The following is a 22,771-nucleotide window of genomic DNA, read 5'->3' as shown; positions in this document are numbered from 1 at the left end:
TGTTCTTCGACCTCACGTGAGCACCGACGTCGAACTACGGATCCTCCCTTGCAGCGTTTCGTCCGCCACTCGCTTGCCGTTTTCGGTGCTCCAGGCCGCGCAGGTCGGTCCGTGAATCGCGACCGGGATCGGTTGCGTTTCACCAAACGCAATGTTGCGTTTCACCAAACGCAATGTTGCGCTTGACGAAACGCAACGAGCTTTCATCGTTGCCTTTTTTGCCGAATCGAATGCCGAAGAGACAAACGAAGCCAACGACTACGCGCCCGACGAAGGTCCTGCGGGAGGCCACTTCGAGGCCGATGTCGAGAAGACGGAAGATAGCGGACGACTCAGGCGGCGAGCGCATCCTGCTGTCGAAGCTCGACCCGCGTCAGGTCGCCATCGACGTGTGCCAGAAAGTAATCGACCATCGGCTTCACCAAGAGCTGCAGTTCCTCGAGGAAGTCGGCATACGCCCCCTACCAAGGGCCGAGGTGCTAGCGGCAACAAGCAATCCCGGAAGGACGGCCCAGTGGCTCACGCTCGCCGCGCGGCGCGGTCTGCCGATCGGGGACTGGACGCACACCGGGATCGTTGCCGATGGGATGACCACCATCTTCGACCTTCTCTACACCTCGCCGGGAAATCCGAACGGCGGCGGCCGCATCCTGGACATGCCGGATGACGTCAATCCAAGCGACGCCATCGGCGTCGTACTCCTGGCATGCAAGTGCCGCATCGCCGTCGACCAGCGCCACGACGTCACGCCACGCGAACTCGCCGCGGTGTCGGGATGCGCGATCCGCACCGTGCAACGGGATATCGCGGAAGGCCACCTTCGCCCGAAAAAAGGGACACGCCCTCAACGCATCCCGTGGAGGGAAGCGCTCCGCTGGCTCATCAAACGCGATGTCCCGGGCTTTCGGGTAGGGGACGATTTCGAAAGCCCGCTGCGGCGCTCCGTGGGCGGGCTCCGACGCTCCACGGAAGCGTCATAGGAACGCGGCAGGACTGGGGCGCCGTTCTCATCCCCTCGCCGTAAATGGGCGCCCCTCACGGGGCGCGTCCCGCCAATACCCAGCGCCGCCCACGGCGACGTCGTCGTTCTGCCTCTGGAACTCACCGTGTTCATTAGCGCCGCGGCGCATTGCCCGCGCAGTGGTCCCAGCTCGCCCGGCCGAGGGCGACGGGCGTCTCACCGATCGCTACGAACACGTCAGGGGTCGATGTAAAAGACCCTATCCAACTCCTCGTCGGAAAGGATCCGTTCGAGTTTGTCATTGTGCAGGGTGAGCCCGCGCCGCGCCGCAAACCCCGCGACAATCCGGTCGTTGCAGACGGGCAGGAGCCGACGAAGTGCTTCCCAGTCCCCTTTCGCGACGCGCCCCAGCGCTCGACGAACGGCGTCCTCCTCGTGCGCGCACGCCACGGGGCCCCCGTCGTAGACCGCGAGGTAGGTCTTCTCGTTGACGCCTAGGACTTTGGCGTAAACCCGAAAATCCTCCTCGAGGCGCTCGAGCAACCGAAGCGATCGTTGCCTGGCGGGAGATGCCACGTCCTGGCCCAAGCCCCACGTCGTTTCAGACTCCTGCCGGAATCCCGCCCAGTCGACGTCATCGACCTCGAGGCCTTGGGACGAAGCCCAGTCGTCGAGATTGGACGGATCATGTTCGACGAGGAAGTAGTTCGCAATGCTCTCGCTGCGCCGGAACTCGTTCAGCGCGGCGATGAACCGCCGGCGGTCGGCGCGATAGGTGAGCTCCGAGCCGTCAAGATGGTAGAGCACAATCTCTCGCCAGGGGATCTTGGACCACGGTCGGTCATCGGCCGATTCAGACTTCGTCTCGCGGCCCTTCTTATCCTGTCCTTCGCGGCCAACGACGTGGGGCCGTGAACTCACCGGGAGCTTCCCCGCACGATCCGAACGTGCGTGCCCTTGCTTGTGCGCCCGTTCGGTTCCGCTCCCGTCCGATGCCCCGGCGGACGGTGGCGGCGTGCCGTACGCCCCGGCATGCTCTTGGGCGATCAAGTCAGCGTCGATGGCGGCGAGGACGAGGGGGTACCACTCCCCTCGGTTCGAGCCCACGACGGTAGCCACCGTCTTGAATCGCCCGCAGAAGTCATTGTACGCGTCGACGCAGGCATCATCGAAGTCGTCCGGATCATCGACCTCAATCGCCGGTTGCTTCCGCATGTCGCGTTCAACTTGTTCGAATTCGGACGTGCGGCAAAGCCACTTGTCGACGCCGTCATCCACGGCAACAACGCGATCGGAGGCCCGGATCGTGAGGCGGATCACGGCTTGCTCGTACCGATTCATCGTCTCGTTCTGATGACGATCGGGCTCCGTCGCATCGGCCCGGGGTGCGTGCGCCCCGTGGCGTCCTTTTCCTTCGTCAGCCGCGGGCGCGAGGATGTGGGTGCGCGCGGCGGTGTAGGACTCCCCCGTGCGCGCCATGCGCGCACGAACTTCCGTCTTCAGCTGCTTGTTCTGGGTCATCGTTCGTCTCCGGTCGCCGCACCGCATGACCCCCGCTCACGTCGACACGGCAAACGCAAAGACGTTGCCCCACCCGAGACTGAGCCCCTTTGCCCCGAAGGATGACCACGCGGGGGGTGGTCGGTCGAGGTTCGGCGGGGGTGGCCGCCGTTGCAGTAATGTTTATCCCCGAGTCCAGCGATGTCAACGACAAGCGGTCCGTAGCTCACTCCACCCGACCTCCGTGAACGCGAATCCCGAGGGAGACGACGCACTCGAGCGCTCAGGCTTGGCCCGTCGACAAATGGACGGAAACTTCCTCGAAGCCGCGGACGACTATCTTGGTATGAAGGAGCACCCAGCGGTCGGGGGGGCGACACGAACGAAAACCGAAGTGCATGAAGGGCGAGCGCGGGAGCACGACGCCGTTCTGATGTTGTTGATGGCGGTGCGCCAGCACGCCGCGCGAGAGCGTACCGCCGCTTCGGCCGCGGCACGTTCCCAAGGCGGCGCAGCGGCATTCGCCCGATTCGAGCGTGCACGGCTCGCAGAGCACATGCTCGACGACTGGATAGGCTTTCTCCAACATACCGACCGACGGCCCCTTCGGGTGCTGCGGGACGTCACCCTCTGTCTTTTTGGAATGCTATCGATCCCGGTCAACGAAGCCAATCGGACGGCGGTGATGCACGGTGTGGACTTGCGTGCATTCGCCCGTTGGCTCGAACGCGCTATCGGCGCAACCGACGAGCATGCCGTTTTCGATGCATGAAGCGTATCTCGCGCGGGGCGCCTGCGATTACGGCTCGGTGAGCAGATAGACGTGACCTCCGCCCTCGCAGGCAGTCCGGCCTAGGGTTCGGAGTTCGGTAACAAGCCATGCGCAAGCCTCCGCCGGCCAGCCATCATCGAGAAATTAGCCTTCTCGTTCCGCGAGCACTTCGCCGAGCGCCCTGAGCTCCTCGTCGCGAACCGCGGCCAGCGCCTCGATGCCCCACGCGGGAAGACGGTCCAGCATGGCGCCAGAGCGCGTGGACGGCGATGGGAACAAGGCGGGCGCGAGAGCCTCTTCCTCGCGGCTTGCGATGGCCGCGAGCAATTGCTGGGTGTGAGGGGGGAGAATGCTCTTGCCCGCGAAATGCGGAAGGGATCGCACGCCCTTCGGAAGCCGCGCGTGCAGAAACGCCTCGTAGTCACCAGCGCCCGTGACGATGCTCGGTGCCCGCGGCTCGGCGGGCGGCTCGCCGCTCGCCGCGGCAAAAACGTCCTCAGGCTCCCATGAATCGTAAGTGACGGACTCGCCCGTAAACGGGTTCGTGCGCGTCCTTTTCACGGGGTGCTCGAGTGGTTTGACCCAGTTCGGAAGGGCAGCGTAGAGCTCCTCCACCGTGGCGACGAAGAAGGTCGTGTAAACGGCCATTGCGTCCGAACATATCAGAGGCTCGCCGCCTGGGACGGCCCGCTGGAACGTGAATCAGCCCGCCACGCGGGTCGTGCGAAACGTGATCTCGGTGGTTGGGTGTTCCATCGATCGGACCTCCTCGGTGGCGTCCACGATCCCCGGCCCCAAGTTCCAGCCCACGATCCGATACGTCCCATCGCGTGCGTCGACCTTTCGAAGGAGTGCCCTCGCCGAACGGGGCGGAGCGATGTGCGTCACGTCGATCGTATCGAGTGCCTGCTGCCCCTCCACCCCCAAGAAGTCGCTCACAAGCGCGACGCGCCGGCCGTCGGCCAGGAGCATGATGTTCGCCTCGAAGTTCATTGAATTCTCACCAGCCACGTTGTCCTCCGACGAGAGACATCAGCGCGGAGCGAGGGCGGCATCTTTGCCACCTCGAGCTTGCCTTGATGATGTTCCTGCACCCCCGACGCTGTCTCCATCGCCCCTGATGAGCAACCCAAACCATTTCGGGCACCCGGGACGTTGGCACGCGGCTCGGTCCGACGCGTCGACCTGACGTGCGAGCCAAGCTGCGGTCCGGCCACAGGCCCGCGGGCGTGCGGACGGGGTGTGGCGCGCCGCGGCCCACGTGCTCGAAGCGGCGCGAACACCGACACCCGGGGCCCGGGACAGCACGACAGGACGCCGACCGGAGCGCCAGCGTCTGGGCTAACCAACCTGGCCCGGTGGTGGACCCACCCGCTCCAAAACAAAAGCGGCGACTCGGGTCGGCGGCCTTTCTCCCCCAATATCGCACGGCAGAGCCAGTGGCGGGAAAACGACCTGATCATTTAATCCTCGAATATTTCAGCCAAACGAGTCTCCGGTACATTATTCGTTGCGCGACGAATAACAAATATTATTATTCGTTCCGTAACGAATATCGAAGCGACCCGACGGAGGCAGGCACATGGCGCGACGTTCCGAAACACCGAAACTGGCGGATCTGACCCCCGAGAACGTGGGCCGGGAGATGGCCGACCTCGTCGAGCACTTCGTCGGTCGACTCGTCTTCGGCCTCGCGCCGAAACTGACCGTCGTCCGAGAGTCGGACGACGCAAGCAACGTTCAGTGGGCCGGTGAGCTGCTCACCCACTACGCGCAACGTGGCCTGGACGCGACGGATTGGCCCGATGATGGGTGCGCCATCGACGCCATTCAGGAGGCGTGCTCACTCCTGTACTCGTGCGCTGGAAAGCCGGGCACATTTGGTGTCGGCGATCTCCTTGAAGACGGCGACGTGGAAGAGACGCCCATCGGTCTCGTGCTCGTTGGCGCATTCGCACGTCACAAGCTCGCTGCGCGGAAGGATGTCACGCCGCGAGAGCTGGCCGTCCTTGTCGGAATGTCCGCGGCGAACGTGCGACTTCTGGCCCGCAACGGGGAGCTCAAAATCGAAGATGGAAAGATCCCGCACGCGGACGCCGCCCGTTGGCTTGAAGCCCGCGGGGTGCCGGGCTTTGGTCGCCGCGGCAGGAACGCAAATGACGAAAGCCAGCAACGGAGGACATCCATGAAGGAAGTAACGGTGAAGGTGGCGCTGCACGAACTCAACGACGACGCCAAATGGTTTGTCGAAGCGGCGGGGAGACAGAATTTTGGTGGTGTAAACCGCGTCGTGGAGGACGTCGTCGAAGTCTTTCTCCGATCCGCCGGCGACGAGGAGGTCGGGATTCTTCTGCGTTCCAAGATCACGATGGCCGAGCGTGCACGGCGCTACGGCCTGGCCGGATTGGGGCGTCACCAGTCGACCGGAGAGATCGGGCTTGGGGGCGAGCCGATCCCGACCGAGGAGTACTTGAAACGGCTCGACAAGGTGTGGAGCTACGAGTCCGACACCCAGACGATGCGCTGGCGTGTCCCCGCGGAGATTGTAGGCAAAGTATCTCGCGAGATGATCACCGGCCCCGACGCCTTGTCCCAAGCCGCCCTCGAGCTGCGGACATTTATGGAAGTCGGTAAATTCGAGTTTCCGACGGCCGCATAGCGCAAGCCGCCGGCCCGCCGCGGGATACCTTTGCTCGGCCCGGCCCGCGGCCCTATCACCCTCCGCCGTGGCTCTCCGTCCCTATTGCCCTCGGGCGATTCATTCGCGGCGCCGGCGAAGCCGGTCGCAAGGAGAGACCTGATGAACACTCGATCGACAAGGCTCGAATCCGTCGACCTCCTCATCCTACGCGTCGCGAAGGCCTACGCGGATCGGAAGATGTGTGGGCGGACAGGGCTGGACACGCAAAGCGCACGCAAGGAGCGCGAACGCGTCCTACGCGACGCGCATACGAACATCAAGATCCGTTACGACCGGGACTTCGTCGACTACTTCGCCACCCTTTGTTGGGCGAGCGATTTCACCAAAGAGGAGTTCCGAACGCTCACCCGCGCCCTGAAGGAACGTCCTCACCAAGTCCGCATCACGATGATGCTCGCGCTTTCCGCCGCGGGTTGATGAAAACCGACCTGGCTCGCCCGATGGTGGACGCAATTGCATAATCGCGGCAATCGAATAGCGCGCAGGATCGACCGACTCCGAACGAAGGGCTACCCGACGACCGCGAGTCGCCGGCGCGTGTGTTCCGGCTGCGCGTCCAGAGGAACTCGAGGTTCGAACGCTCACATCTTTCGATAGCCACGTCGTCGCCTCCCTCGAAATGCGTCGAGAAGCGTCGTATGGGCAACGTACCCATCAGCGAGTCGATCCAGTCGAGCTCGACGCCGGTAGAGCGCATCCAGAAGCGCCTGAATCTCCGCGCGTTCAAAGTGCGCGCTACGGCGATCAAGAGCTTGGGTTTCTTGATCGATGCGTTCCCGTTCCCCCTCAAGGGCCTTCCTAAAGCTCACGCCATTGAACGTCGACCAGCAGCCGAAAATGTTGCGAACCTCGAGGCCATAGTTCAGCCTGCCATTGCGCGTACCAAGACGGGTCAATACATCTGGTCTTCAACGGCAGAACGTCGCGAGAGACGACGTGCCCGGGGGAGATTGGTACGCGTTCCACACGAGATTCATCGTCACGAGGCGCCCCGGCAGGTAGAAGGGCCGCTGTCGTCTCGTCGGCTCAGAAGCGGCCGGGAAATCTCTTAGCAACCAGGCAGCAGAGGAGGACGATTCTCCGGAAAGAGGCGTTCCCTGCCACCGATTTGATACGTTTACAGCTCGCGAAACCGTGCCGTCGTTCGGGAATCCCGCCCGTCTACCCATCAATACGCCTTCCGCCCCTTGGCGTGCCGCATTCCATGCCCCAAAAGCCGCGTGCCCATCTAAACCTTGCCCCCGGCAATCTCATACGGGGTTCAGCTTCGCATTCACGATGGAGGCAGGCGTGAGACAAGCAAGAAGAATAGTCGCATCCCGGTGCGTGCTGGTCGATTGGCTGCGTGAGCACGGCGTGGCGCTATCGGAACCCATTGCACTCACGGAGCGAATCGAGCTCGAAATTGTGCAGGTGCCCCAGAGCGATGGGACCGTCGTTTACGAGTACGGCGCATCGGCCGTCGCCCGCGACGGCGCGCGCTCGAATATCCTGGCTGCCCTTCATGGGGACGAGCACCACCAAAATCTAAATCGCGTGAGCACCTTGTGCATGACGGCGTGCGCGGCCTTTGGCCCTCCTCCCGATCATCCGAGGACCCTGCAAGAGGTTGCTCCAGAGCAATTCGGCCTCGCGCTCATCGAGCTTTTCGAACAGATGCTTTTGAGGCTCAGTGCGGCCGTGTACCCGTACCGTCGGGTAACAGGTATTACAGGGGACAGCGCCCGCAAAACACGACTATTTGCGAACGCCATTTCTATTGCAGACTATGCGCGTGCGGGTCGGTTGCCGACTGACTATGACGAGGACGACCTCTTTGCGCTGTGGCACGACGCTGCCTCTTTGCTTTCCGTCAGACCACTGGACCGACGCCACATCATCGCTCCGCTGGACTGGCGGGGGACGCTCACCAGCCCAACGCAGGCCGCGTTGTTGGTGGACTTGGTTCTGATCGGCGCGCTCGTTCGATTGCACCTTTCGCAACACGAATACCAGCACGACACGAGTCCCTTCTTCGTTTCTGACGCGCCGGTGATGCTGGCCGAGCTTGGGGTACTCGCCGGTTTCGAGCCGGAGGAGCTCATAAACAGCCCCGACGGAGAACTCGGTGTCCTACGGGACTTCGTGGCGGTGGATCGGCTCGAGGACGCCGCCATCCCTCCCGTGCTCGCTCGCGAGTGGCTGCGAGCGCGAGGTCTCCCGGGCTTCTGAATGGGGCACGCCTCCCCAGGGGAAGGCATCCTGCCAGCTGGGCCTGACGCGCAACACGCTCTTCGGACTCGCGAGCCTATCCCTCGCCAGCCCGTACGCGGTCGGCGAGAAGATCCCGAATAAACCCCACCGCGTCGAGCAGTTGCACAACCAGTGCCCGAAGCTCGGCAACGTCCGCGCGAAGCTCCTCAACGTCGGCCCCCTTCATGATAGGTTCAGCGCCGACCTCGTCGTCGTTCGGCTGGAGAAACTTCGGAAAGCGCTCGGCGAGCTTGATCATATCCACGTAGTGGTGACCACGGGGTCGAAGTTGATGAACCAGGCCCCCACCGGTCAGCGCTTCGAGCCTCTGCAGCTCGGCCAGAAGGTTCTTGGTCTTGTGGTCGGCGCTCTTGGCAAGCAGACCAATGTGCACGAGGCCGCGCGGAATCGTCGGCCGCAACGGCCGCACCTTTCTCTCCTCATCGGGGAAGAGAGACAATGTCTCGATTCCGCGCACGGCTGTTCTCATGCCTTCTCCGAGACCTCGGCGAGAGCGCTCCGGTACGCGAGCGCCGCGCGGATGCGGAGCTTCTCCGCGCTTCGCCTTGCGCTCGCGACGAAGGCCGCCCGCGCTATCTGGTGCGCCTTCATGGCCTGATGGACAGGTCGCCCGTTGACGCGTGGCCCGCGGTACGCAAGGCGCCACCGAATCGCTGCCTGGGGCGTGGCCTCGCGATCCGCCTCGGCCACGGCCGAATTGCTCGCGGACGTGGTTCCGTCGTAGTCGTAGGCTCGAAGGAGCTGCTCGAGCAGGCGCCACCACGCCAAACGCATTCGCGTGTAGTGTTGCACCTTGCTCTCGCGCTCCTTGCTACGCCCGGCGTAGGCCTCGTCCGACTCATCTTTCTTGCGCGGCAAGGGCCGCCGTGTCCATCGTCCGACTCGCTCGTCCGCCCGGTGGATCAAACCCACGGTTCGCCAGAACTCGGCCGTGATGGCCTCGCGCTGGGCGGCCAATGCGGTGGGATAGTCGCGCGTGACCCGGTCGTATCGCTCATCGCCGTCGTGCAGGGCGAGCTTTTCGCGGACTTCCTCCGCCGCGTCGGTCAAATGAACGATGGGCGCGACGTCGGAGAACACGTGGTAGGCGGCCGTCGGGTGCCGGTGACCGTGCAGCAACCACAGTACGCTGACGAGAGCCCCCTCCCCACGCGATGCCATGAGAGAGAGAGCTTGATAGATTTTGCGCGCTGGTCCGACGACACCGAGCGCGATCCGCTCGAGCATCCGGTCCTCGGCGTCGTTCACTGCCGGCCGCGACGCGTGAACGGCCATGCCGGACGGAACGTCGCCCCAGGCGAGCACCACGATCATTTCGCGAAACGTGCTGCGAAAACCAATGGCGGATTCGTACTCGCAGAAGAACGCGTGGAGCCGCTCGCGCTCGAGCACGGAGAGCCCCAGCGGGGTGTGTTCGGGGCGTCCTCCGAACGAATGGGTACGCGGCGTTGCCTTACGCGCGGCGTTTTGTGTGACTGTCCGAATCATCATCGCTCCTCCTACGACCCGGCGACCGGCGCCGAGCCATCGATGCCCACTTCCCCCCTTGCCTTCGACCACGGGGCCATCACTCCGCCCGGTGGGCGTTGCGAAGCTCCGTGCACTTGTCCACCCACTCGACGGCGGGGACGGTCGCGTAGCAGGGTTTGCAGAGAAATTCGCGCGACCGAGTCCCAAACTCCTCTTTGACCTCGCTCAAGCTGCGACGGGCGCCGCAGAGCGCGCACACGAAGGTTGCCCCTTCCCTCGCCGCACAGTCTGCGCATTGCAAATGGCCGCTCTCGTCACGGAAGAGCCGATCCTGGATTGGGAAGTTCGCCCGAACGGCTTGGCGGGCAAACTCGGCGGCATGGCCAACCCCGCGGAACTGCGCATGCAGCGGCACCATCGGCCGCCGGCATCCCGCACAGCGGCTCACCACCACGAGCAGCGTGATCGCGCAATCCTCCGGGCGCAGGTCGCTGCACTCGACCTCCTCCGGGACAAAATCCACCGTCTTCATCGTATTGCTCCCTTCGCGCGGCCGCGGGCTGCACCCGTGCCGGCCGCTCGCGCCTCGCGCCTTTGCAAGAACCGCCAACCCGCGACGACCGCCAGGCCGAGGGCATCGCGAACATGGACGTTCGTCCTTCGCGGAAGCTCGCGGATGTGCAGCGCCACGACGCGCGCGATCTGATCGTCAGAAGCGTTGCCCCGGCCGCAAAGCGGTGACCGCCAAGCTCGCGCACTGAGCCGCTCGACGGGCAGGCCGCGCCCGAGCGCGAGCCACTCGATCGCCCGCGCGACGCCGTTCGTTTCCATCAGCTTCGCAGCCCGCACATCCTCGTACGGAACTCCGTCGACGCTTTCGACGGCCACCAGGTCGACGCCAAGCGCGAAGCACCAGTTGATCTGCTCCGGAGTCGATTCCATTTTCCGACCCTCGCGGTAGACGAACCTCACGGGACGTCCGGCTCCCCCGTGCATGGTGACGCACGCGAAGCCCGTCCACCTCGGCCCTGGATCGAAAGCGGCGATGGTCCGGCTCACCGGCGCCACGTCGGTCCGATTGGGAACGCTGATCATGACGAGCTCCGTTCCGGGTCGGCGCGCCCGGCGAACGCGGTGACCGTCACCTCGGCATGAGGGTTGACCCGGTTGACCATGACGCGGACCTGCGCATCCACGACGGCCTCGCGCCCCGGAATCACGATCCCCTTCAGAGCGCGTTGCATCATGGCGGCGTACTCGTCCCAAGCCCCCTGATTCCGGCGGCGGTGCAGGAAAAGACGAAGGCCATAGGTGTCCCCCGGCACCATCTTCCATCCGGCTTGCCGGACCATGGCCGACCCCGCATTTCGGACGCGGGCTTCATACTCCTCGAGGCGGTCCCCCGCGATCACGGGGGACCCCGACACCACAAATTTAAGAATCGCTCGCGGAAGTGACACTGAGATCATGCTGCTTCTCCAAATTTCGAGTCGATGCACTCAAATGCCTGCAGAGGCCGATCGAAACGGAGCTGCAGGCATCCCTCGTCTCCCCAACGGTTCTTGGTCATGCACAAGGTCAACGAGCTCGGGTCCTCGCCCACGATGCGCTCTCCTTCGCGAAGTGGATTGCGGTGAAGGTAGACAACACCGTCGCTTACCTTCTCGACCCACGAGCTATCGGCGACGCAGCCCTTCGTCGGCCGCGGTCGCACTTTCGTGGTGCGGTCGATCTCGGCGGGTTTCATCTGAGCAACTTCGAGGACGGGGAGACGAAGCTCTTTGCCGAGGTCCTTCAATGCGCGCGTCGAGTGTTTGACCACCTCGTGGTCTTTCGCTCCGTGCATCTCGGCATCTCGACCGAAGTTTTGGACCCAATCGAGGACGATGAGGCCCAGGGGCGCCTCAAACTCCTCGAGCATCCGACCGACCTCCATCCGCGCGCGATGCATGGCGTAGCCGACCGTCATGCCCTCGGTATCGTCGATGAGGATCGGCAAAATGGCGAGCTTCCCCGCGGCCTCAATGACCCGATCCCACTCGGGTTGCGTGAGTTTACCGTCTCGCAAGCGCCGTCCATCGACGCGCGCGAGCCGTGCGAGGATCCGGAGAAGCAGCTGATCTCGGCCCATCTCGTTGGAGAGGATCAAGACGCCGATCCCTTGCATGGCGACGTTGACGGCGATCTGCAGTGCGAACGCGGTCTTCCCCACGCCGGGTAGCGCGGCGATGGTGGTCTTGTCGCACGCGTGAAGGCCGCCGGTCTCGTGATCGTAGCCGGCGAATCCCGTGAGAATGCCGACCGGCCGCGTCCCGGCAGCCTCCATTCGAGCGGCGATCTCCTTCACGATGCGCTTGAGCGCCGTGAGGTTCGACTCGACTTTACCGGCGATGTTCCGGCGTGCGACGTCGGAGAGTGCACGCACGGCGCCGTCCGCGAACGCCTGGGCATCGCCGTAGTCCACGTATCCGCGCGCGGCAAACTCCTGGCAACGTGCGATCACCTGGCGAGCACGCCATTTGTCGTGGACGATCATGGCGTACTGCCCGACATTGGCGATGGCCGGCGCGTAATTCAGGATCTCCGTGAGGTAGGCCATTCCCCCGATCTGCTCGATCCTTCCGCGGTCTTTGAGCCATGAGCCCACCCGAACGATGCAGGCCCGTTCGCCGTCGGGCGCATCGGTTTTTGCCACGTGGGTGAGCGCTTCGTAGATCCGCCGATGGGCTTCGGCGTAGAAGTGCTCGGGCAGCAGGAACGAGCTCACCTGACGAATGCGCTGGTCGTCGAGGAGCAGCGCAGAGAGCACCGCCACCTCGGCGTCGAGGTCGTGCGGCGGAATCCGTCCCGATTCCGGATCGTGGACGGGTTCGGGCGTCGATCGCGCGCCGACGAGCCGCAGGTGCTGGCTAGCCTGCATGGCCGCTCTCCACTCGGGGTTCACGCTTCGACGACCAACGCACGTCGGCGCCCCGCTCGGGATCGGCCTTCACGACCGAGCCTGCAGGCCGGGTGGCAGACATGCGCGTAGCGATCGCCTCAAGGGCTTCGCGAAAACCCGCAGGGGGCGGCACGAACTCGGATGGATCAGGCTCGGAAATGCGAGTCACCCGCGCACTTGGCGCGCTCGGTTCCGAGCGGGTCATCTCGAGGAATCGCTCGACGTGGCTCGTGTCGCGACAGACGAGCTCGATGTCGACGTACCGCTTGCCGGTTTCGTTTTGCCCCAGGTGCCAGTCGCTCGACCAAAGACCGTCGATCGCGCGTTTCAACTCGTCGACGGTGAACCCCTCGCGAAGGCGGGCCTTGATTCGCCCACGTCGCTTGGGATCGAGCTTTGGTTCCCGAATGCCGCCGACGTTTTTGCGCCAGCCCGTGAGCCAGTGGTCGAAGACGGCGCGCTCATGCGAGGACGATGCTGCAGGCGTGGGTTGCGCGAAGGGCAAGGTGGCCTGGCTGTTCGTGGGTCGGTGAGGGCGAGGTTCTTCCGTTTTCGGTGACGAACTCTCCGGAATGGGCGCCGGCTCGTCGGAGCCGGCAGGAGGCAAAGCCGACGTATTAATTCCTATTCCTTGGTCGGGGTACTGGTCCATGTCAGGCGCGAGGGCCTCGCGAACGTCTCGCGAGGATTCGCTATTTGGTGAGAACTCCTCCGATTTCTCATCGCTGGCGGTCGACGCTGCTTCGGCAGCATTCCCGCTCTGCACGACGCTATGGGTGCTCGCCGATTCGGACGACTCTGAGGCGCCGCCGAGACCCTCGCGAAGGTCTCGCGAGGATTCGCCACTTAGTGAGAATTGCTCCGTTTTCTCCTCGCCCTCCGCCAAAAGACGGTCGACGGCATGTGCCGGCTCGTCGCGGTGATGCGCGAAGTGCGAGCCTCTGCTCTGCGAGAAGCCTCCGAGAGGCTCGCGAAGGTCTCGCGAGGATTGGCTATTTGGTGAATATTCCTCGGTTTCCGGATCGTTGGGCGAGGGACAACGCGGTCGACCGGGATGGTCGACCTTCTGGTGCTTCTCCCAGTTTCGGATATGGGCGTAGAGCTGCCCGCGAACCGTGTAGAGCTGCACGAGGCCCGACTGGGGGCCGGCGCGGCCCGCCTCCGAAAGCTCGCCGAGCAGGCGCGTCACCTCGGTCGGACCGGTCGCGTCGGAGCCCCAGAACACCTCGCCGCGCAACCGACGAGGATCGGCGCGAAGGTTTCCGTAGTCGTCGGCGAGCAAGATGCACCCCACGAACAAGCGAAAGGCACCATGACTGAGACCCGCCGTCACCGCGTCCTCAAGCAGCTCGGGTTTCAGCGTGCGGATGCGTGCCATTACGGCTTCTCCCAGAAGCGGAAGTTCTCTTCCTGGCGAAGGTCCGAGATGTCGATGGCTTCGGTTTCGCCGTGCTGGGCGAACTCGCGAAGAACCTCCTGCGGCAGGTCCCGCCACCCGCGTCGGCGTCGCGGCTTCGGCTTGGTGCGCGGTCGTTTGGGCGGACGCGGTACGACGGGGTGTGGTCGTCGGCGAAGGATCTCGATCATGGTCGGCCCTCCTTTCCCGTCGCCACGTCGGCCTTCAGGCTCGCGGCTCGAAGTTCGTGCGAGGCTCGAAGGAGCGCGATAACGGTGTCGCCATCGCCGAGCTCATAGGCGCCGCGCACAAGCAGCGCGAGGCGCTGGTGGATGTCGGCGAGCCCTTGGCTGAGCGCACGGCGAGCCTGCGGAACCAGGTGCCCAGGGCACGGTACGATCATGACGTCCTCCAATTTTCAAAGAGCGCCTGCTGCCCGGCGCGTGCCGCCTGCAGGGTGCTTTGCGCCTCCTCGGCGCGCAGTCTCTCAAGAGCGATCTCGAACCAGACCCGATTGAGCTCGATACCGATGAACCGTCGACCCAGACGGATCGCGGCGACGCCCGTCGTGCCCGAGCCCATCACCGGGTCGATCACGACGTCGTCGGGATCGGCGAAGTCGGACACGAGGTCGACCAGCAGACCCTCGGGCTTCTGCGTGGGGTGCACGCGCGAGCCGCGCGCACCAAGGCGATTGGCGACGACGGGGTGAGACCAACGCGCCGCCTTCCCGCCACCGTTCCAACGCCGCCTTCCCCGCCGGTGGCAGATCGTGATGTGTTCGCTCGCAGGAGCGGGCTCGATGCCCGAGAACTGCGGCGCACCACCCAACCGATCCCATTCGCCGGTGCGCCGGTGATTAAGCCCTGCGGCGACCAGACTCAGTCGCCACAGCCAGGAGCTCTCCGCGTCGCTGAACGCGAGCGTCCACCGGCGAACGCGTTCCCCGCACCAACGCGCGAGGCCGCGACGAAGCTTCGGGGTGAGGTGCTCGAATCCGAGATCCAGGCGTCGCTTCTTGCGGCACGACCATTTGGCGACGTCGGGCAAGTCGCGGCGCCGGCTCGTGCGGGCTCCCTCGTGAACACGACGGGAGTACGCCGTGTCCAGAATCGCAACATCCGCATTCGGGATGCCAGGGAGAAGCGCCAGGCAGTCTCCATTGATGACGGTCCAACGCGCGCGTCCGTCGAGGACGTCGTTCACGCACGGGAGGGCGATCATCGGCTCCTCCGCGCGGGCTCGTCGGCGCGGAGCTCGGCGAGCCGGCGCTCGAGGTTCTCGCGCGTCCGAAACTCCTTGGACGCTGGACAGGTTGCCCAGTGCGGGGTGCCGTCCGAGTTCAGGGGCATCGAGCGATGCTCCGTCCTGACGAAGTAGATGAGCGCCGTGCACCCGCTCCCCCGGCACCGTCGAGGAACGCTCCCGGTCGGAATCTCGTACGTGATCTGTCGACTGCGGGCGCTCACGAGGCACCTCCGTCCGATTCGAGACCGGCGTGGTCGTCAGATCGGTGCGGCTTGTCGAGCGCGGCCGCGATGGTGGTGTGGTGCACGCCCCACCGGCGAGCGATCTGCGAGATGCTCATCCCCTGGGCGAAGGCACGCGCCCACAGCGCGTGCCGACGGCGAACAGCGGCGCGGCATGTGGACCGCGCCAGCATAGCTATGCTGCCCACTGTCAGCCCTCACTGCCGTCCGCCTTCGCCTCTTTAAGGAGGAGGCGCAGTTCCGGTCCGCTGACGCGCAACCGATCTCTACGGCGAGCCTCGAGCTCCCGTAAGAGTTCGCTAACAATTGCCCATTGTCCCGCGGCACCCGCCAGATACAAAGCGTTCTCGACAGGGCCGACGGCTACATCGACTTCGTTCCGCCGACAAGCGAGCTCGCGCGCCACCATGCTGACGAGCGACCATTGAGATGCCGCCGCAGCAAGCTCTACAACAACCTCCAATGGTCCTGGCGAAGGGTCGCCAGCGGACAATTGAGGCCCCCCCTCCGCCCGACTTTCTTCGTCTTCTTGCGTACTTTCGTGGATTTCTGCAGCAGGTTCAAATCCTGTTGCGCCCACGAATTTATCGGGAAAATTGGGGTACTTCACAGACGTTTGGACGATTGCCGGACAATTGGCCGGCAGCTGAACCGTGAGTTTCCCTTCCCGTGAGCCGTTTCGGTAATTCGCGAAACATCTGACCAAATCGCCTTGGCCCACCATCTCGGCGAGCCGAGTGTAGATGAGGGGCGGCTGGTAGTTCTCGTGTCCTGCGCGAGCGATTGATGATCGCTCGCACCGCCGCGTGCGTATGCCCACGACGCGACGGGAGAGCTCTCGAGGCTCCGTAGGGGCAAGAAGCCCCACTTTTTCGAGAGCGCGGCGGATTCGTTCAAGATCTGGGTGATGTCTTGCTTCGCCTTCGACGTCTTCGCTTGGTGGCCGGGGAAGAGCGCTTACGGCTTGGGGCGCGTTGCAGGATTGGGCTCACTTCTCGTGCGCTCTCAATCAGGGCCCGGACTACCGGCGCGTCGGCGTCGGCGGTGCGCCATGTGACGAATTCACTCAGGTTGATGTGGAGGTCTTCGACGGGACGCCACACTGACGAAGGCTGCGGAACCGCTTCCGAGAACTTCTCGGCCAGGAAGGTGACCGCGTCGCCAACCACGACCAATGCCAGGAGCGCCTCGAGATCAGCCACCTCCGCCGTCACGTGCAGGGTGATGCCTTTCCCCCGAGCTGCCGTGATGATGTCGGCGTGGAGCCTCGGATAAAGCTGACGTGGCTGCAACAGCACGCGCTCGCGCTCCAAATCGCGAAGCCGAATCTTCTCGAGCCGTGAGAGTCGATGCTCGCGAGAGACAAGCAGCCCAAGTCGGTCACGCGTCATTTCCAAATAGCTCAGGGCATCGTCACTGGGGGCGTAGGCACCGTAGCCAAAGGCGATCGTTCCCTGTTGCAACGCCGTCCACTGCTCGACGCTGCTCATCGGGACAAGCTGCAGGCCGACACGAGGTATTCGTCGGCGAAACACTGCGACGAGGGAGGATAACGCCCCCATGAAGGTCGCTCCTGTTTCGAAGCCGATGACCGCCGTGCCGAGCCTCCCCTCGGCGATCCCCTTGGCTTCGTCCACGGCTGCCTCGACGCTCGCAAGGATTCCCCGAGCCCTCTCGGCAAAGGCTCGGCCTGCGGCAGTGAGCTTGATGCCCCGTCCGGCGGGCTCGAAGAGCTCGACGCCCATTTCCTCCTCGAGGTCCTTCATCTGCCGGCTCAGCGGAGACTGTGAGATGTGGAGCCTGGTGGTCGCGCGGCGGAAGCTCTGCTCCTCGGCGATCGTGACGAAGTAGCGCAGGTGTCGGAGTTCCATCGAGCTGGGATCGTTGCCCAGAAGGTATCATAGAACGGGCAATCTATGTCTTGGACGGATCGATTGGGGAAACCTACGGTGAGCGCCCATGAACCTGACGAATCCAAATCTCCCGCGTCCCATTGCGGTGAACTCTCTCGATCAAGGTCCCGTAGCGGACACGCTCCGCCGCCTTTTCCAAGAGGCGGCGGCCGCGGATGGCGAATTCCAGAAGGACCTTTCGCGGCGCGACTACGTGCTCGAAGACTACGTGCAAGAGCTCGTGGAATCCGAAAAGAAGGATCTACGAGGAACCTATCGCGCATTTGCGGACAATTTCTTGAACGTGTCCGCGGAATTCGGCCGCATGCTCTATCTATGTGCCCGCGCCGGAAATGCCCAGCATATCGTCGAGTTTGGAACATCGATGGGCATCTCTGCCATTTACCTCGCCGCGGCGCTCAAGGACGCGGGACGCGCCGGAAGGCTGATCGGCACGGAGCTAGAGCCTAGCAAGGTGCGACGCGCACGCGCCAACCTCGAGGCGGCGGGCTTGGAGAAGCACGTCGAGATCCGCGAAGGCGACGCTCGCGACACCTTGGCCCAGCTACCTGGCGAGATCGACATGCTGCATCTCGATGGCGCGTTCACGCTATATATGCCGATCCTCAAGCTAATCGAGCCTCATCTCAGGACTGGTGCCATAATCCTCGCGGAGAATGCATTTGAGCAATCTGGTGAATATCTCGCCTACGTTAGAGATCCCGCCAACGGCTACGGCTCCTTGCCCCTGCCCTTCGAACACTGGCGTGGAAACGAATTTACAGTCTATCTAGGGCGATAGGTGCATTCCGCTGGGGATGCCGATGCGCTCTTTGCAGAAGCTGCGACCGTGCCACGTCACTCGTCCCCTTATGCCGCCGCGCTCGAGCTGCCACCCCGGACGGCTACATCCCCCACCGGGAGAAGGTCGTTATCGCTAACATCGCGTGCGCATTGCGTGCGCGCGCAGCCCCTCGATGAACGTTTGCGTGACCTGCTCGAGCCGCGAGTCGACGTCGGGGAACAGCGTCACACCGTCCGCGCCGACCTCTATCGTCTTGTCCAGCATGAATAGCCCACTCACGATGAGCCGCGGATCGAGGGACTGCAGCATGGGGCGCATCGCATAGTCGATCGCGAGCACATGCGCGAGCGTACCGCCGACCTGGAGCGGTAGGACTACTTTATCACGCAGCGCGAATTGAGGCAGAATGTCGATGAACGCCTTGAGCATGCCGGTATACGCAGCCTTGTAGACGGGGCTGACCAGGATCACGCCGTCGGCTTGGGCCACCCATTGACTCGCTCGTTGGATATCGGGGTGGCTGAAATCGGCGTGGAGCAGCGCTTCGGCGGGTAGGTCGCGAACGTGCAGCACGCGCACGCGAAAGGCATCGCGCGAAAGCCGCTGACCGACGAGCTGCGCGAGACCGGTCGTGCGCGAAGGGCGGGTCGGGCTGCCCGTGACAATCACGATGGAGGAAGGTTCAGTCATGACGAGTCCGATTTCATGTAAGGAGGGTTTACGCACAGGCCTACGCAGCCTGTTCAGACCTCAGACCAGGTGTGAAACGCCCCCCGAAATTCCCAAAAGCGAACGACCGAAAATCTCGGCGCTGATCTCAGGATTCACGATGGCGTGGCGGCTCGCGACCTCGGAGTCGCGCCAGAATCGCTGCAGCGGGCTCGATTCGGCAAAGCTCGACGCACCATGAGCGGAGCAAAGGATGCGGATCGCTTCGCGCGCAGCGCGCGCGACGTAGCCTGCGTCCATGCGGACGCGCGCTCGTTCGACGTACTTCATCTGCCGGCCTTGGCGTGCAGCGCCGTCGATATCGGCGGCCGCGCGATAGGCATGGAAGTGGGCCGTATCGACCAGCATCGTCGCCTCGGCAATAGCCAGCTGCACCGTCGGTGCCGTCGTCTGATTCTCGTATGTCGTATGGGAGATGCCGCGCTTCGGAGCCTTCTCGATGACGAAGTCGAGTGCAGCCTGCGCCATACCGAGTTGAGGACCGACGAGCACCAGCGCCGTCACTGGAACGAACGCCGCGTGATAAAGAGCTTCCTCCTTGTATGGCGTCGGTCGGTCCCCCGCAAGCACCTTGGACGCGGACATGATGCGATGTTCGGGGATGAAGACGTCTTCGGCTACGATGGTGTTGCTTCCCGTCCCTTTCATCCCGGCGACGAACCATGTGTTCTCGATGGTGAGGTCCTTCATCGGGATGATCGCCATCCCTTGCTCGATCGTAGCGCCACTTTCGTCGACGATGGGGAGGCCGACGAATGCCCATTGCGCATGGAGGCAACCGCTGGCCCATGGCCACTTGGCGGTCACCTTCAATCCACCTTTGACCCGGCGGCTCCTCCCGGAAGGCGTGATGACTCCCGCCATCCGCACCGTCGGATTGGCGTCCCAGACGTCTTGCTGCGACTGGGCACCCATGAGGCCGACGAACCACGCGGAAGTATTCATGAGCGTGGTCACCCACGCCGTCGAAGGGCACCCCATGGCGAGAGCACGCGAGACTTCGAGCATGGTGCGAAAGTCCGTTTCGAGCCCGCCGAAACGACGCGGAACCATGAGCTTGAAGAGCTCGGCCTTTTCAATCGCGGTCATGTTGTCCTCGACGACACGTCCGCCCGCCTCCGTCTGGGACGCGTTCTTCGCGAGCAAAGGAATCAGCGCGCGTGCGCGCGACACGAGCTCGGCGCGGAGCTCGCCTTCGGAGATATGGTGCATGAGAAAAACTCCTTTTTGAGTTACGATGGTTATGCCAGTCTCGCGAGGTCGGCAGAGTGATGGGAACGCCGCCTGCGAATATCGTGGTCAAACGCTTGGACGTGTACCGCCAGGATCCATCGACGATCCGACATACGTCTTCCACATCCGCAATCTGGATGGGAGCCGTAGTGGGAAGGACCGGCTCTCCATCCGCCGCGTACGGCAAAAGGATTGAAGTCATTCTTGCCGATCCATCCGGGTCGAATACCGCCCGCGCATTGCAAATACAGTGTCGCGAAACTCTCACTCCGCGCCCCTCGCGCCAGGCGTAAAATCTTCGGATCGCCTCGCGGCCGGCAAAGACTCGGTCCTGAATTTGATAGACCGGGTCCTGGTCGACGAAGAACTCGTGGGCATTGCGCCCGGCGTTGTGGTCGACATCGTACCAATAGTCGATGTTGAGTCGCGACAGAACCGCGTCGAGAGCTAGGGTATCCACGAATCTGGACTCCAATCCGGAGGGGGGTAGTCGTCTTCGTTGCGAACCCGACCCGCATGCTGAGAAAAATCCGCCCGAGGGGGCGCGAGAAGATGTCGATCATGCGACCATCACCACCGAACCAGGCCGTCGTGTGGATCATGCCCGCCGGGATGATGGCAACGGAGGGACTGTCGCACTTTGCCACGCGATCATCGCGCCATGCTGTGCGATCCCTGCCCCATGGGGTCCGTAGATAATGCTCGAACGAACCGGTGATGGTCAGAGAACCTTGCTCGAAATCCTCATGGCTGTGGGGCGGGAGCAAGTCGCTGGAACATCGAGGTGTAGTGGTCTGGCCCGAAGGCAAAGATGACGTCCGGAGCAAGGCGGCGAACGCCCTCCGCTCGCGTGGCGAAAACCGAAAGGAGCTCCGATTCCTGACGTGGCTTCCTGGCTCGGCAGTACATAAGAGGAGAATGCGAAGCACAGAGCACTGATGTTGCCGACATCTTACGTCCGGTCCGTGGCCGCGCGTTCGATCTCGGGCTGGAGCTTCGCCAGAAATCCTTCCATCGTGGCCTCGCGCATATCGACTGCCTTGGCACCTCCGCCAGCGACGATATTTACATCGGTAATGCCGATAACTCCGAGAATCAGACGGAGGTAGTTGGTGGCAATATCCCGATCACGAATCGGAGAGCCTTCCGTATAAACGCCGCCCGATGCAAGCAGGATGGTGGCCTTCTTGTTCTCCAGAAGTCCCTTGCCGTCGAAACCCAAGGTCATTCCCTTGCGAACGATGTGATCAATCCAAGCTTTCAGGGATGCGGGAACGTTGTAGTTGTATACGGGGGTGGATCACGATGTGGTCCGCGGAAAGCAGCTCGCGGACGAGGTCATCGGATAGACCCAGAATCTCCTTCATCTCGGGGGACTGTTGCTCCGGCGGCGTGAAGTACGCCTGGAGCCACGGACCCGTGATGAACGGCAGATCAGTCTCCGCCAAATCGCGTTCGACGACGTCACCGCTCGGGTGCGCGGCGCGCCACTGGCTCACGAAGGTTCGCGTCATGTTCCGTGAAATCGAATGATCGCCACGGGGGCTGGTTTCAACGACGAGGAGTTTGGGCATGGGAGGTTCCTTCGAGTGAAAGGACTTGCTTGGCGACGCGGGTGGGCGACGCGTAGGGACTCCCGTCTATTTGCAGCCGGAGCCCATCTTGAGAAAGTGGTGAAGTTGTGATGATCTTCATCGGCAAACACGATGGAGTTTGCCGGCCTCGGATCGCTCAGCCTCGACCAATTGCGTGTTCTCGTGACCATCGCCGATTCGGGCAGTTTCTCGGCTGCGGGACGGGCCCTCGGGCGCGCGCAATCCGCAATCAGCCAGGCGGTCGCCACGCTCGAGGAACATCAAGGCGTCACCCTCTTCGATCGGGAGGGGTACAGGCCGCGCCTCACCGACGTAGGGAAGGTGCTGGTGGATCAAGCGCGTCTGGTATTGGCGAGTGCGGCACGGTTCGAAGCGGTGGCAGCGAACAGCCGCAGAGGTGTCGAACCCGAGCTCGCCATCGCCATCGACCCGCTGGTACCGACAGCGCCCCTGATCGAAAGCATGAGGGCGCTCGGCAGTGAATTTCCCGAGCTCGCGGTCACCTTCTCGACGGAAGGTCTTGGTGGATCCTTGCGACGGCTGCGCGCAGGATCGGCAGCGCTGGCGATATGTCTATTGCTGCCCGCGGTTCCGGACGACATCGTTGCATATCCCTTGTTGCGGATCCGCCTGATGGCAGTCGTTGCGCCTCATCACGCCCTCGCGCGGCTCGCGCGGCCGGCAACACGCGCTGATCTCGAGCAGCACGTGCAGCTCGTGCTATCGGACCCGGCCTCCCCCTCAGGGGAGAACTACGGGCTCGTAAGCGCGCGACTCTGGCGCTTCGTCGATGTTGGCCGACGTCTTGACTTCCTGCTCGCCGGCTTTGGATGGTGCCGCATGCCCGAGCACATCGTCGCAGCGTCAATCGCTGCGTCCCGGCTGCTGCCGTTGGAGATCGCTGATGACCCAGCCCCCCCCGACGCCTTGACCATTTACGCGGCACATCGGCGCGATCAGGTTCTCGGTCTCGCAGGGCGATGGCTATTGGATACGCTTCAGAGCCGACTTGCAGCGGGCTAACTCGACTTGG

Annotated in this window: 24 protein-coding genes and 1 pseudogene; 7 read left to right on the top strand and 18 right to left on the bottom strand. The window is 63.6% G+C overall.

Annotated elements, in window-relative coordinates:
* The first annotated feature begins 302 nt into the window (after window positions 1–302).
* Window positions 303–980, top strand: a complete 678-nt coding sequence (locus LZC95_19480; GenBank protein WXA98989.1) for a hypothetical protein — start codon at window positions 303–305, stop codon at window positions 978–980.
* Between the two features lie 218 nt (window positions 981–1,198).
* On the opposite strand, the gene LZC95_19475 is transcribed toward LZC95_19480, so the two are convergent.
* Window positions 1,199–2,482, bottom strand: coding sequence for a hypothetical protein (locus LZC95_19475; protein ID WXA98988.1), 1,284 nt, complete (start codon window positions 2,480–2,482; stop codon window positions 1,199–1,201).
* A gap of 373 nt (window positions 2,483–2,855) precedes the next feature.
* Here LZC95_19475 and LZC95_19470 point away from each other — a divergent pair, with 373 nt between their 5' ends.
* A complete protein-coding gene (locus LZC95_19470; protein WXA98987.1) occupies window positions 2,856–3,233 on the top strand; it encodes a hypothetical protein in 378 nt (125 codons plus the stop codon).
* A gap of 144 nt (window positions 3,234–3,377) precedes the next feature.
* Here LZC95_19470 and LZC95_19465 read toward each other — a convergent pair whose 3' ends face one another.
* Window positions 3,378–3,881 carry a hypothetical protein gene (locus tag LZC95_19465; protein ID WXA98986.1) on the bottom strand — a complete coding sequence of 168 codons (504 nt, stop codon included), beginning with the start codon at window positions 3,879–3,881 and terminating at the stop codon, window positions 3,378–3,380.
* 54 nt (window positions 3,882–3,935) lie between these two features.
* On the bottom strand, window positions 3,936–4,226 hold the full coding sequence (locus LZC95_19460) for a hypothetical protein (protein ID WXA98985.1): 291 nt from the start codon (window positions 4,224–4,226) through the stop codon (window positions 3,936–3,938).
* 589 nt (window positions 4,227–4,815) lie between these two features.
* Between LZC95_19460 and LZC95_19455 the strand changes: the two genes are divergently transcribed.
* From LZC95_19455 to LZC95_19445, 3 genes are all read left to right on the top strand, one after another.
* The gene (locus LZC95_19455; protein WXA98984.1) at window positions 4,816–5,892 is read left to right on the top strand and encodes a hypothetical protein; all 1,077 of its coding nucleotides are present in this window, start codon (window positions 4,816–4,818) and stop codon (window positions 5,890–5,892) included.
* 141 nt (window positions 5,893–6,033) lie between these two features.
* Window positions 6,034–6,351, top strand: coding sequence for a hypothetical protein (locus LZC95_19450; protein ID WXA98983.1), 318 nt, complete (start codon window positions 6,034–6,036; stop codon window positions 6,349–6,351).
* A 939-nt stretch (window positions 6,352–7,290) separates the two neighbouring features.
* Window positions 7,291–8,145, top strand: a complete 855-nt coding sequence (locus LZC95_19445) for a hypothetical protein (GenBank protein WXA98982.1) — start codon at window positions 7,291–7,293, stop codon at window positions 8,143–8,145.
* A gap of 76 nt (window positions 8,146–8,221) precedes the next feature.
* Here LZC95_19445 and LZC95_19440 read toward each other — a convergent pair whose 3' ends face one another.
* From LZC95_19440 to LZC95_19385, 12 genes are all read right to left on the bottom strand, one after another.
* On the bottom strand, window positions 8,222–8,644 hold the full coding sequence (locus LZC95_19440) for a hypothetical protein (GenBank protein ID WXA98981.1): 423 nt from the start codon (window positions 8,642–8,644) through the stop codon (window positions 8,222–8,224).
* Between the two features lie 8 nt (window positions 8,645–8,652).
* Window positions 8,653–9,678, bottom strand: a complete 1,026-nt coding sequence (locus tag LZC95_19435; protein WXA98980.1) for a hypothetical protein — start codon at window positions 9,676–9,678, stop codon at window positions 8,653–8,655.
* A 76-nt stretch (window positions 9,679–9,754) separates the two neighbouring features.
* Window positions 9,755–10,189 (bottom strand): hypothetical protein, encoded by a 435-nt coding sequence (locus tag LZC95_19430; protein ID WXA98979.1) that lies wholly within the window; start codon window positions 10,187–10,189, stop codon window positions 9,755–9,757.
* The gene (locus LZC95_19425) at window positions 10,186–10,752 is read right to left on the bottom strand and encodes a hypothetical protein (protein ID WXA98978.1); all 567 of its coding nucleotides are present in this window, start codon (window positions 10,750–10,752) and stop codon (window positions 10,186–10,188) included. The genes LZC95_19430 and LZC95_19425 overlap by 4 nt, the downstream gene beginning before the upstream one ends.
* Window positions 10,749–11,009, bottom strand: coding sequence for a hypothetical protein (locus tag LZC95_19420; protein ID WXA98977.1), 261 nt, complete (start codon window positions 11,007–11,009; stop codon window positions 10,749–10,751). The genes LZC95_19425 and LZC95_19420 overlap by 4 nt, the downstream gene beginning before the upstream one ends.
* A 113-nt stretch (window positions 11,010–11,122) precedes the next feature.
* Window positions 11,123–12,577, bottom strand: a complete 1,455-nt coding sequence (locus LZC95_19415; protein WXA98976.1) for an AAA family ATPase — start codon at window positions 12,575–12,577, stop codon at window positions 11,123–11,125.
* Entirely contained in the window at window positions 12,567–13,976 is a 1,410-nt protein-coding gene (locus LZC95_19410) for a conserved phage C-terminal domain-containing protein (protein ID WXA98975.1), read from the bottom strand. The genes LZC95_19415 and LZC95_19410 overlap by 11 nt, the downstream gene beginning before the upstream one ends.
* Window positions 13,976–14,185, bottom strand: coding sequence for a hypothetical protein (locus tag LZC95_19405; protein WXA98974.1), 210 nt, complete (start codon window positions 14,183–14,185; stop codon window positions 13,976–13,978). Before LZC95_19405 ends, LZC95_19410 begins: the two co-directional genes overlap by 1 nt.
* On the bottom strand, window positions 14,182–14,397 hold the full coding sequence (locus LZC95_19400; protein WXA98973.1) for a hypothetical protein: 216 nt from the start codon (window positions 14,395–14,397) through the stop codon (window positions 14,182–14,184). The genes LZC95_19405 and LZC95_19400 overlap by 4 nt, the downstream gene beginning before the upstream one ends.
* The gene (locus tag LZC95_19395) at window positions 14,394–15,218 is read right to left on the bottom strand and encodes a site-specific DNA-methyltransferase (GenBank protein ID WXA98972.1); all 825 of its coding nucleotides are present in this window, start codon (window positions 15,216–15,218) and stop codon (window positions 14,394–14,396) included. Before LZC95_19395 ends, LZC95_19400 begins: the two co-directional genes overlap by 4 nt.
* Before the next feature lie 241 nt (window positions 15,219–15,459).
* Entirely contained in the window at window positions 15,460–15,582 is a 123-nt protein-coding gene (locus tag LZC95_19390; protein WXA98971.1) for a hypothetical protein, read from the bottom strand.
* 795 nt (window positions 15,583–16,377) lie between these two features.
* A complete protein-coding gene (locus LZC95_19385; protein ID WXA98970.1) occupies window positions 16,378–17,355 on the bottom strand; it encodes a LysR family transcriptional regulator in 978 nt (325 codons plus the stop codon).
* Window positions 17,356–17,443: 88 nt separating this feature from the next.
* Here LZC95_19385 and LZC95_19380 point away from each other — a divergent pair, with 88 nt between their 5' ends.
* Complete coding sequence (locus tag LZC95_19380) at window positions 17,444–18,178, top strand: class I SAM-dependent methyltransferase (GenBank protein ID WXA98969.1); 735 nt, start codon at window positions 17,444–17,446, stop codon at window positions 18,176–18,178.
* A 135-nt stretch (window positions 18,179–18,313) separates the two neighbouring features.
* Here LZC95_19380 and ssuE read toward each other — a convergent pair whose 3' ends face one another.
* The 3 genes and pseudogenes from ssuE to LZC95_19365 all read right to left on the bottom strand — a co-directional run bounded on the left by ssuE (window position 18,314) and on the right by LZC95_19365 (window position 21,657).
* Window positions 18,314–18,871: an NADPH-dependent FMN reductase gene (ssuE, locus tag LZC95_19375; GenBank protein WXA98968.1), complete on the bottom strand. Its 558-nt coding sequence runs from the start codon at window positions 18,869–18,871 to the stop codon at window positions 18,314–18,316.
* 60 nt (window positions 18,872–18,931) lie between these two features.
* Window positions 18,932–20,122, bottom strand: coding sequence for a hypothetical protein (locus LZC95_19370; protein WXA98967.1), 1,191 nt, complete (start codon window positions 20,120–20,122; stop codon window positions 18,932–18,934).
* Between the two features lie 973 nt (window positions 20,123–21,095).
* Window positions 21,096–21,657 (bottom strand): annotated as a pseudogene (locus LZC95_19365) (NAD(P)H-dependent oxidoreductase).
* Window positions 21,658–21,900: 243 nt separating this feature from the next.
* Here LZC95_19365 and LZC95_19360 point away from each other — a divergent pair.
* Window positions 21,901–22,761, top strand: a complete 861-nt coding sequence (locus LZC95_19360) for a LysR family transcriptional regulator (protein WXA98966.1) — start codon at window positions 21,901–21,903, stop codon at window positions 22,759–22,761.
* Window positions 22,762–22,771 lie beyond the last annotated feature (10 nt).

The organism is Sorangiineae bacterium MSr12523 (genome assembly GCA_037157775.1).
GTDB classification, from domain to species: Bacteria; Myxococcota_A; Polyangia; order Polyangiales; family Polyangiaceae; genus Pendulispora; species Pendulispora brunnea.
The sequence above is the reverse complement of the archived record's forward strand: the minus strand, read 5'-3'. Positions and strand labels throughout refer to the sequence as shown.